The following is a 10,034-nucleotide window of genomic DNA, read 5'->3' as shown; positions in this document are numbered from 1 at the left end:
GACGATGCGCGTCACGCGGTTGACCTTGTGGATCGGCCAGAGCGGCGTGATCGCAATGATCGTCGAGCAGTTCGGGTTGGCGATGACACCACTATGGGCGAGCGCCGCTTCCGGATTGATCTCGGGGATCACCAGCGGCACGTCCGGGTCCATGCGGAAAGCCGACGAATTGTCGATCATCACCGCGCCGGCGTCCTTCACGGCCTTGGCGAACTGCCGCGAGATGCCGCCGCCCGCCGAGAAGAAGGCGATGTCGCCGCCCGCGAAGCTAGCTTCCGTCAGTTTCTCGACGACGATGTCCTTGCCCCGGAAGCGCATGGTTTTGCCGGCCGAGCGCGCGGAGGCGAGCAGCTTCAGTTCCTTCACCGGGAAGTTGCGTTCCTCGAGGCAGCGGATCATCTCGACGCCGACAGCGCCGGTCGCGCCCGCAATGGCGACGACGGGGTTCGAAATCATGGGTTTCAGGCTCCGGTTCGGGCCGTAGGAGGCCCGGAATTTGCGCCGTGCCTATAACAGCGGCGGCGGCGCCGGGCAAGGGCATGCCTCTGGCCATAGGGGCGCGGGCGGCCGTCAGCGGAACCCGGCGACGATTTCGGAAATTCGCCGGAAAAAATGCAGGCCCTGCGCGATCTCCTCGTCGGTCATATGGTCGACGATCAGCTGCACATAGGCCTCGCCGCCGGCGATCATCTTTTTCATATGCGCCTCGCCCTTGGCCGTCAGGACGACGATCTTCTCGCGCCCCGAGCGGGGGTCCTCGACAAGCTTCACCAACTCCAGCGGCGGCTGGGCCATCGCCCTGAGCGCCTTGGTGATGGCGGCGCCGGAAATCTCGAACCAGGTCTCAAGCGACCGCTCGATGGCCTTGCGGTTCATTTCCCGGCCGCCCTTGCCCTCCGAGTGGATCAGCCAGAGCATCGCCACCTGATGGCGGCCGAGCAGGCCCCCGCGCAGCGCGTCCTCCACGCCGATGCCGGCCTTGTAATGGATGGGATAGTAATATTCGAGGAACCGCAGCGCCGCGTCGGGGATCTGCGATGCGGCCTTGCCGCCCGGTCTCCCGCTTCCCGCCTTGCTGCTTCCGGTCTTCTTCGCCGCCACGCTCTCTTCCCTTCGATGCGCTGCCCGCGGGCCTGCGCGATTCTCCGCCCGTCATCCTAGCCCGGCGGGCCAGGGAACCGGCTGGATAAACTATTTACAAAATAAATTGTTTATGAAATGAATAATAAGAAGCCACAAAGCGCCACAAAAACGAGGGGAGGGGAACGCCGATGCCGGACAGCCTGAAAGCCGAAACAGGAGGAGACGAGGTGGTGGCCCTGGTGGCGGCGTTGCCCACCGGCGACACCATCGCCGCGCCTTATGCGCTCTACGAAAGGCTGCGGGCCCATGCGCCGCTCTACGGTTATCGCGACTACCCGCCGGGCACGGTGCCGGACGCCGACGAGGCGGTAACGGCCTGGGTGCTGCTCGACTATGAGCACGTCTCCGCCGCCGCCCGCGACCACCGCCTCTTTTCCTCGCGCGACCCGTTGCAGGAACAGTCCTCGGCACCGACGCTGATGCTGGTCAATCACGACAACCCCGAACACGACCGCCTGCGCGGCATCGTCAATCTGGCCTTCTCGCGTCCCCGCGTCGAGGCGCTCGACCCCTGGGTCCGCGACATCGTCGATGGCATGGTCGCACGCCTGGGCGAGGGCGACGTCGAGGTGATGGAAGCGCTCGGCGCACGCATCCCGGCACGCATCATGGTTGGCCTGCTGGGTCTCCCCGAAAGCGTCGTCGACCGCTTCCGTCACTGGGCGACCGCCTTCATGCTCTCGGCCGACTTGACGCCCGCCGAACGCGAGGCGAGCAATCGCGAACTGGTCGAATATTTTGTCGGCGTCGTCACCGAGCACGACCGCGCGCTGAAGGCGGGCGAACCCTTGCCCGACAGTCTGATCGTCGCGCTGCTGAAAGCCGATGCCGGTGGCGAGAAACTGACGCTCGACGAGGTCATCCGCTTCTGCATCACGCTGGTCGTCGCCGGTTCCGAAACCACGACCTTCCTGCTCGGCAACCTGTTGCACAATCTGGCGACCATGCCGGAAATTCGCGCCCGCCTTGCCGCCGACCGCCGCCTTGTCGGCGCTTTCATCGATGAAAGCCTGCGCCACAGCGGCCCGCCGCAGCGCCTCTTTCGGATCGCCACCGAGGACACGGAGGTCGGCGGCCGACGCATTTCGAAAGGCGACTGGGTGGCGCTCTTCTTCGCCGCCGCCAACCACGATCCGAAAGTGTTCCCCGATCCCGCACGTTTCGACATCGACCGGCCCAATCTCAACAAGCAGCTCACCTTCGGCGTTGGCATCCATCATTGTCTCGGCTCGGCGCTCGCCCGCATGGAAGGCCGCGCGCTGGTCGAGGCGATGCTTGACCGCATGGCGGATATGCGCCTCGGTGACGCCGCACCCGTCCCGCAGCGCGCCAGCCTCCTCAATCACGGCTACGACAATCTGACCATCCGTTTCACGCCTGCCCGCAAGGAGGCCGCCGAATGACCGCCGCCGAAACCGCGCGCAACATTGCCGCGACGCAATCGCTCTTCGCCGCCTTCGGTGCGAAGGACATCCCCGCCATCATGACCTGGCTCCATCCCGACATCGTGATCGAGTTCTACGGCCCGCAGACAATCCCCTATGCCGGCACCTGGCGCGGTCTGGACGAATGTCGGCTCTTCTTCGAGACGGTCCTTTCCTCGGTCGACATCAACCAGTTCGACGCCGAAGAGTTCATCGCCGAGCGCGACAAGGTCGTCGTGACCGGTCACCTCAATCTGACGGCGCGGTCGACCGGCCGGACGATCGATTCCGATTTCGCCCACATCATTACCCTGCGCGACGAAAAATGGGTCCGGTTCCGGGATTTTATGAACACCGCTGTCGCGGTCGCCGCTTTCTCCTGAGCGTTTAAGGGGCTAGTCTCTCCCCCGAACCGGCGAGAGGGACAAGCGGATGGTATACGGGCGTATTTTGTTGCTGGCGGCGGCCTTTCTGGCCTGGGCGCCCCTGTCGGCTACGGCCGATGCGATCGGCGACAGCAATCTCTGCTATGCGCAGTTCAGCACCGGCGACAACAAGGCGGCGATCGACTACTGCAGCCGCGCCATCGAATCCGGTGAGCTCGACGAACCCGATCTGATCGCGGCCCTCATCAATCGCGGCGTGGCCTACAAGAACGTTGGCGATCTCGTCGCCGCCGTGAACGACTACACCCGGGCGCTGACGATCGCGCCGCGCGATGCGTTGCTCTATCAGAACCGCGCCAATGCGCTGCGCGAGATGGATGAATTCGATGCAGCACTCGCCGATGTCGAGCAGGCAATCGAGATAGATCCGGATCGCGCGGCCGCATGGTATGTCCGCGGCGCAATCAATGAAGCGCAGGGCGAGCGGGATGCCGCCCGCGAGGACTATCGCAAGGCGCTCAGCCTCGATCCCGAGAATGAAGCCTACAAGGAAAAATTTCTCGGGATGAACCGATGACGGCGTTGAAGCTCGACATCCTCGCGACGGTTCGCGAAGCCTATGGTGGTGCATGGACCCATATGGGCGAGATGCTGCGGTTGATCTGGCTGCCGGGTCTGCTCTACCTGGCAACGTCGGTAATCTCGATATATGTCGATCCGGAAGAAAATCTCCTCGCGTCGTTGCTCCTCAATGTCGTGGCCCTCTTTCTCTGGCCCATCATCGCCGTCACCTGGCACCGCTTCATCCTCATGGGCGATGCGCCCGCCGGCAGGTTCCATCTGAATTTCGGGCGCCGCGAAGCACGCTTCCTGATGGTGTCGATCTTTCTTTTTCTGTTGCTTCTGCCAGGGCTGTTGTTGGCCATCGCCGGTGTCGCCGTTGCCGAAGAGCAACCCCAGTCCACGACGGGCTCGTTGCTCAGTTTCATCGGTATGCTGCTGATTTTGGTGTCTCTCTACTTCTTCGTGCGCCTGTCGCTGCTGTTGCCTGCGGCAGCGGTCGACGATCCAATCAATGCGCCCTTGGTGCTGGAGCGCACGCGCGGCAATTTCTGGCGGATGGTCGCCGTGTTCGCGCTGGTGGTGTTGCCGATTGCATTGTGCGTCGTCCTGCTCGCCGGCTTGATACAGAACGTCCCGGCCCTCGCGATCCTGGTCGCGGCCGCTTTCGCCCTGATCTCCATTTTCTTCGCCATCGTCAATGTCGCCGTTCTTTCGGTCGTCTATCGCGAACTGATCGGCCCGCCGGGAACGCAAGCACCGTCCACGGACGATGGCAGCTTCTGAGCGGCCCGAAAATTTTCCTTAGCGGTGCGAACGCCCATGCCATAGGCTGAAACGGTCATTCTTTGGCTTCGGGGGGAGCACATGAGAAAGCTGCGGGTTTTCCGGTCTGTCGGCGAGGTCTTCGCCGGCGTCACGAGGCACTATTTTCAACTTCTTTTCGTCGCATGGCCGGCTGTCATTCTGCTTCTGGCTGGTACGGCCGCATTTTATTGGCTGCTTTTTCAGGCCGGACTTTACGGTATGGCCGGCGTGGAGCGGGCAGTGGGATCGCCCGAGGAAGTTCTCGAACGTTATCGCGAAGCTCTCGCGGCCTATTCCATGGCGACGATCGTGGCCGTGGTTCTGGCAATGCTGCTGGCCCAGGCCGTCGCCGCCGTGCGCTGGCACCGTTTCGTACTGCTTGGCGAGGGTGGTTCGGTCCCGTTCCGGCGCGAGGACCTGCAATATGTCTGGACGACGCTGAAGATTTTATTTTTCTGGATTCTCTTCTTGCTTGTTCTGTCGGCTGTGGTCGGCGTCATTGCGGTGATCATCATATTTGCCGGAGCGGCACTCTTCGGGGATGGCGCACCGTCCCTCGCGGCACTCGGCCCGGCAGGTATCGTCCTCCACCCATTGGGTGTCGTTCTCAATGTTTTCAAGCTGGGGGTTGTCGTGCGTCTGATGCTGGCGCTGCCGGATGCCGCGCTTGGCGGGGGGCAGGGTGTTCTCGGAACATTCGCTGCAACTAGCGGCAATACCTGGAGGATCAGCGGCTTCGCATTGCTGATCTATCTGCCAGTCTTCATTCTGTTGGCCGTCGTTGAGGGAATTGCCGGTCTGGCATTGACCTCTGCCGCTGACCTGATCGGCTCGATCGCCGCCGTGGTGTCGGCAATCATTTCGCTGGCGCTCTATCTCTACTTGATGATGACGCAAGTCACCATGCTCTCCGTCGCCTATCGCGAGATCGTCGGCCTGCCGGGCGGCCACGAGGGCGAGGCGACCGTCGCGGAGCCCACCCCGGGGCTCTGATTGCGCTCAGGGGCCATTCTTTGTAAGGTCCGCTCAGAAGGATCAGGAAAGGTGCCGGGAGGTGCCTAAGGGCTTGTTCTGTAAGCCTTTTTTCGCAGCGGCATCCGGCCGCCGTCGCAATTCCCCGCGGGTACCCCCATGTAAGGCGCCTGTCCGCGGCCACGCGTAAGGGATGATCCGTATGTCCGTACAATCCAAGATCAAGCGCATCACCGTGCCCGAGATTCGCGCACGCAAGGGTGCCGAGCCCATCGTCTCGCTGACCGCTTATCACGCGCACACGGCGCGCTACATCGACCCCTATGTCGACTTCCTGCTCGTGGGCGACAGTCTCGGCATGGTCATGTACGGCATGGAGACGACGCTGGGCGTCACGCTCGACATGATGATTGCGCATGGTGCGGCCGTGGTGCGCGGCACCGAACGCGCGCTGGTCGTGGTCGACATGCCCTTTGGTTCCTACGAGGAAAGCCCGGAAATCGCCTTCCGCAACGCCTGCCGCGTCATCAAGGAAACCGGCTGCACCGCCGTGAAGGTCGAAGGCGGAACACGCATCGCCGAAACGATCCGCTATCTCAGCCTGCGCGGCATTCCCGTCATGGCCCATATCGGCCTGACGCCGCAGAACATTCAGGTCATGGGCGGTTTCAAGACGCAGGGGCGCGAGGAGAGCGAGTGGGCCGCCATCGAGGCCGATGCCGCCGCCGTCGCGGAAGCGGGTGCCTTTGCGGTCGTGCTTGAAGGCATGGCCGAACCCCTGGCCGCCCGCATCACCGGCCAGGTCGACATCCCGACCATCGGCATCGGCGCTTCGCCACACTGCGACGGCCAGATTCTGGTGTTGGAGGACATGCTGGGCCTGTCACCGAAACCGCCGAAATTCGTCCGCGAATTTGCCTCGCTCGGTGCCCAGATCGCGGGCGCGGCCGAAGCCTATGCCCGCGCGGTGCGCGAGCGCAGCTTCCCCGGCGCCGAAAACACCTACGGCATGAAAAAGGTAAAATAGCTCAATCTGTTGCGGGATTTGGCGCCCTTGCCGGACGGTTTGCCATTGGCGGGTTGCCGGGCTATTTTACGCGGCCTGCAGGGGGCGGGCACCGGGCGCGAGGCTTTAGTTCCCGCCCATCTGATTTTCTCCGCGGAGTAATATTTTGACCGATCTCTTTCGCGAAGTCGAAGAAGACCTTCGCCGCGAACAATTCAGCAAGCTTTGGGACAAATACGGTCTTTATCTCATCGGTGTGGCGGCCGGCATCGTACTGATTGCCGCCGCCGTCATCGGCTGGCGGACCTGGTCCTATTCACAGAAAGTCGAGGCATCGGCGCGCTTCGATGAAGTGACGAAGCAGGCCGAGAGCGCCACACCTGAAGAGGCCGCGGCGCTGTTTGGCGGGCTCGCGGCCGAAGCGCCGGGCGGCTACGAAACGCTCGCGCGGTTGCGGGAGGCAGCGGTGTTGCTGGAGGCCGGCGATCATGCCGCCGCGCTGGCGGCCTATGAACGCGTGGCCGCCCAGTCCGGCGCGCCGGCGATCATGCGCGGCATGGCCCGCATCAAGGCCGCCTTCATCCTGGTCGACGAGGCGAGCTACGACGACATGAAGGCGCGCCTGCAACCCTTGTTGGACCCCTCCTCGCCCTGGCGCGGGAATGCGCTGGAGTTGCTGGCCTTGTCGGCGGCGAAGGCGGATGCCTGGCAGGATGTGAACGAAAACGCGCAGGCGATCATCGACGATCCGGCGACGCCGGCCGGCCTTCGCGACCGCGCCCATGTGTTGCAGGCGCTTGCGGCGCCGTATATGCCGCAAAGCGCTGCCGCCGACGCGCCCGCATCGGAATCGACGGAAACGGCGGAAGAAGAAGCGGTCGAACAGGGACCGGACGCTCAGGAAGAGACGGAGTAATCGGAGATGACGGCGGAATTCATGGTGGCCGGCTCGAACGCAACCCCTCGGCCCTCGCGCCGAAAGACGCTCCGGCTCGCAATGCTGGGGCTGGCGATGGCGGGGCTGGCCGGCTGCGACACGGTCTCGGACGTCTTCACAACCGACAAGACCGTGCTGCCGGGCAAGCGCCTTTCGGTAATGGAACTCGGCACCGCGCTGGAGGCCGATCCGGAGATCGCCTACGCGGATGTCGAACTCCCTGCGGCTCGCACCAACGCCGATTGGCCGCAACCGGGCGGCGCTCCGGAAAACGCAATGTACCACCTTGTCGCGCCGGGATCGCTCGCTCGCGTCTGGTCGGCCGATGCCGGTTCCGGTTCGTCGGGCGCCGCGCGGCTGGTTGCGGTCCCCGTTATCGCCGCCGACAGGATTTTCGTGCTCGACGCACGTGGCAGCGTCCAGGCTCTCGACCGGCAGTCGGGTAAATCGGCATGGACGGTTTCGCTGGTGCCCGAAAACGAAAACGCCGCTGAAGCGCGCGGCGGCGGCGTCGCTTACGACAACGGCAAGCTTTTCGTGACGACGGGCTTTGGAACGGTGCATGCGCTCGATCCCGCGAGCGGTGCGGAACTCTGGGTACAGCCGGTCGGCGATCCGTTTCGCGCCGCGCCCACGGCGACCGACGGCCGCGTTTTTGCTGTCACCGCCGACAACCAGATGATCTGTCTCTCGCAGGAAACGGGCGACGTGCTGTGGCGCCATCGCGGCATCGTCGAAAGTGCAGGCATCCTGACCTCCACCAGCCCGGCCGTGTCGGGCGCCGTCGTCATTGCGCCCTATTCCTCCGGCGAACTCGTGGCGTTGCGCGTCGAAAACGGAACGCCTGTCTGGAGCGATTCACTCACCCGCACCGGCAACGTCACCTCTTTGAGCGAGCTCAATGACATCGCCGGCCGTCCTGTGATCGACCGGAACCGCGTCATCGCCATCAGCCATTCGGGCCGCATGGTGTCGATCGACCTGCGTACCGGCGAACGCGTCTGGACGCGCGACATTGGCGGCGTGCAGACGCCCTGGGTCGCCGGCGATTTCATATTCCTCGTGACCAATTCGCAGGAACTTCTGGCAATCTCGCGCCGCGATGGCCGTATCCGCTGGATATCGCCGCTGCCGCGCTACGAGGACCCCGAGGACCGAACCGGCAACATCGAGTGGAGCGGTCCGATCCTGATCAGCGATCGCCTGTTCCTTGTTTCCTCAGAAGGGGAGGCATTGATGGTGTCGCCCTTTACCGGCGAGATTGGCGAGCAGATTTCGCTTTCAGGCGGCGCACTGATCCCGCCGATCGTCGCCGACGGCACGGTCTATATCCTGACCAACGACGCGTCGCTGATCGCGCTACGATAATGCGCCCGCTTGTGAGCGGGCGAGGTGGCAAGACGCCGGCCATGAGAAAGGCTGATTGAGGTGTCATTCACGGTCGCCATTGTCGGTCGGCCCAATGTCGGCAAGTCCACGCTGTTCAATCGGCTGGTGGGCAAGAAGCTTGCATTGGTGGACGATACACCCGGCGTCACGCGCGACCGGCGCGAAGGCGAGGCGCAGCTTGGCGATCTCTCCTTCAAGGTTGTCGATACAGCCGGCCTCGAGGAAGCGACGGGCGACAGCCTTGAGGCGCGGATGCGCCGCCAGACCGATCAGGCCATTGCCGAAGCCGATGTCTGTCTGCTGCTGATCGACGCGCGGGCCGGTGTCACGCCGCTCGACAAGCGTTTCGCGCAAATCCTCCGCAAGTCGCCGACGCCCGTCATCCTGGCCGCCAACAAATGCGAAGGCGGAGCAGGGCAGGCCGGCCGCATGGAGGCTTATGAGCTGGGCCTCGGCGCGCCGCTGCCGCTTTCGGCCGAACATGGCGAGGGCTTGAGCGACCTTTACGATGCGCTGGCTGAGTTTGAAGTCGGCTTCGCGGAAAGCGACGAGGAGCAGGCGCTGGAAGATGCGCTGGCCGAGGATGAGGCCGAGGGCTTCGACCCGGACGCGCCCTACGAACCCGATCTCGAAGCGCCCTTGCGTATCGCCATGGTCGGCCGTCCCAATGTCGGCAAGTCGACGCTGGTGAACCAGCTTCTCGGCGAAGACCGTATGTTGACGGGCCCCGAAGCCGGCATCACCCGCGACAGTATCGGTATCGAATGGCTCTGGCGCGGCCGTCGCGTCAAGCTCTGGGACACGGCGGGTATGCGCCGCCGCGCCCGCGTCGTCGCCAAGCTTGAAAGGCTTTCGGTAGCCGACACGTTGCGCGCCATCCGCTTCGCCGAAGTTGTCGTCGTCGTGCTCGACGCCAGTCAGTCCTTCGAACGCCAGGATCTGCACATCGCCGATCTCGTCGAGCAGGAAGGCCGAGGCCTCCTGATCGCGGTCAACAAATGGGATACGGTGACGGACACGCAAGCGACGCTCCGTTTGCTGAAGGAAGAGCTGGAACGCTTGCTGCCGCAGATTCGCGGCGTGCCGATCGTCACGCTCTCCGCGCTGACCGGCCGCGGCACCGACAAGCTGATGCCGGCCATCGAGCGCGTCCACACCTTCTGGAATGCCCGCGTCTCGACGGCGAAGCTCAACCGCTGGCTGGAGGAGGCGGTCTCCCGCCACCAGCCGCCCGCCGCCAAGGGCCGTCCGGTCAATCTGAAATACATGTCGCAGGTGAAGTCGCGCCCGCCCACCTTCGCGGTCTTCTCGAGCCGCGCGGATGAAGTGCCGACGTCTTACCGCCGCTATCTGGGCAACGGCCTGCGCGAAACCTTCAACCTCCCCGGCGTCCCCATCCGCCTCTTCAT

10 protein-coding genes and 1 pseudogene are annotated in these 10,034 nt (G+C 64.0%); 9 read left to right on the top strand and 2 right to left on the bottom strand.

The window, feature by feature from the left end; translation table 11 throughout:
• A pseudogene (locus WEB61_RS15960) lies at positions 1–456 on the bottom strand (aspartate-semialdehyde dehydrogenase); the annotation flags it as partial.
• 114 nt (positions 457–570) lie between these two features.
• Entirely contained in the window at positions 571–1,101 is a 531-nt protein-coding gene (locus tag WEB61_RS15955; protein WP_368065334.1) for a MarR family winged helix-turn-helix transcriptional regulator, read from the bottom strand.
• A 170-nt stretch (positions 1,102–1,271) separates the two neighbouring features.
• Between WEB61_RS15955 and WEB61_RS15950 the strand changes: the two genes are divergently transcribed.
• The 9 genes from WEB61_RS15950 to der all read left to right on the top strand — a co-directional run.
• Positions 1,272–2,546 carry a cytochrome P450 gene (locus tag WEB61_RS15950; RefSeq protein ID WP_368065333.1) on the top strand — a complete coding sequence of 425 codons (1,275 nt, stop codon included), beginning with the start codon at positions 1,272–1,274 and terminating at the stop codon, positions 2,544–2,546.
• Positions 2,543–2,950 (top strand): nuclear transport factor 2 family protein, encoded by a 408-nt coding sequence (locus tag WEB61_RS15945; protein ID WP_368065332.1) that lies wholly within the window; start codon positions 2,543–2,545, stop codon positions 2,948–2,950. Before WEB61_RS15950 ends, WEB61_RS15945 begins: the two co-directional genes overlap by 4 nt.
• Positions 2,951–2,999: 49 nt before the next feature.
• Positions 3,000–3,530, top strand: coding sequence for a tetratricopeptide repeat protein (locus WEB61_RS15940; RefSeq protein WP_368065331.1), 531 nt, complete (start codon positions 3,000–3,002; stop codon positions 3,528–3,530).
• Complete coding sequence (locus WEB61_RS15935; RefSeq protein ID WP_368065330.1) at positions 3,527–4,300, top strand: hypothetical protein; 774 nt, start codon at positions 3,527–3,529, stop codon at positions 4,298–4,300. The genes WEB61_RS15940 and WEB61_RS15935 overlap by 4 nt, the downstream gene beginning before the upstream one ends.
• Before the next feature lie 81 nt (positions 4,301–4,381).
• A complete protein-coding gene (locus WEB61_RS15930; RefSeq protein WP_368065329.1) occupies positions 4,382–5,314 on the top strand; it encodes a hypothetical protein in 933 nt (310 codons plus the stop codon).
• A gap of 181 nt (positions 5,315–5,495) precedes the next feature.
• Positions 5,496–6,320: a 3-methyl-2-oxobutanoate hydroxymethyltransferase gene (panB, locus tag WEB61_RS15925; RefSeq protein WP_368065328.1), complete on the top strand. Its 825-nt coding sequence runs from the start codon at positions 5,496–5,498 to the stop codon at positions 6,318–6,320.
• Between the two features lie 145 nt (positions 6,321–6,465).
• Entirely contained in the window at positions 6,466–7,215 is a 750-nt protein-coding gene (locus WEB61_RS15920; protein WP_368065327.1) for a tetratricopeptide repeat protein, read from the top strand.
• 6 nt (positions 7,216–7,221) lie between these two features.
• A complete protein-coding gene (locus tag WEB61_RS15915) occupies positions 7,222–8,604 on the top strand; it encodes a PQQ-binding-like beta-propeller repeat protein (protein ID WP_368065326.1) in 1,383 nt (460 codons plus the stop codon).
• A gap of 60 nt (positions 8,605–8,664) precedes the next feature.
• A partial coding sequence (gene der, locus WEB61_RS15910; protein WP_368065325.1) for a ribosome biogenesis GTPase Der occupies positions 8,665–10,034 on the top strand: 1,370 nt, incomplete at its 3' end.

Source organism: Parvibaculum sp., assembly GCF_040882025.1.
Taxonomy (GTDB): Bacteria; Pseudomonadota; Alphaproteobacteria; order Parvibaculales; family Parvibaculaceae; genus Parvibaculum.
The sequence above is the reverse complement of the archived record's forward strand: the minus strand, read 5'-3'. Positions and strand labels throughout refer to the sequence as shown.

Bases quoted from the DNA above. Each gene is read 5' to 3' on its own strand.
- WEB61_RS15950 (WP_368065333.1), top strand. From the start codon at position 1,272: ATGCCGGACAGCCTGAAAGCCGAAACAGGAGGAGACGAGGTGGTGGCC.
- WEB61_RS15915 (WP_368065326.1), top strand. From the start codon at position 7,222: ATGACGGCGGAATTCATGGTGGCCGGCTCGAACGCAACCCCTCGGCCC.
- panB (WP_368065328.1), top strand. From the start codon at position 5,496: ATGTCCGTACAATCCAAGATCAAGCGCATCACCGTGCCCGAGATTCGC.
- WEB61_RS15945 (WP_368065332.1), top strand. From the start codon at position 2,543: ATGACCGCCGCCGAAACCGCGCGCAACATTGCCGCGACGCAATCGCTC.
- WEB61_RS15935 (WP_368065330.1), top strand. From the start codon at position 3,527: ATGACGGCGTTGAAGCTCGACATCCTCGCGACGGTTCGCGAAGCCTAT.
- WEB61_RS15930 (WP_368065329.1), top strand. From the start codon at position 4,382: ATGAGAAAGCTGCGGGTTTTCCGGTCTGTCGGCGAGGTCTTCGCCGGC.
- WEB61_RS15940 (WP_368065331.1), top strand. From the start codon at position 3,000: ATGGTATACGGGCGTATTTTGTTGCTGGCGGCGGCCTTTCTGGCCTGG.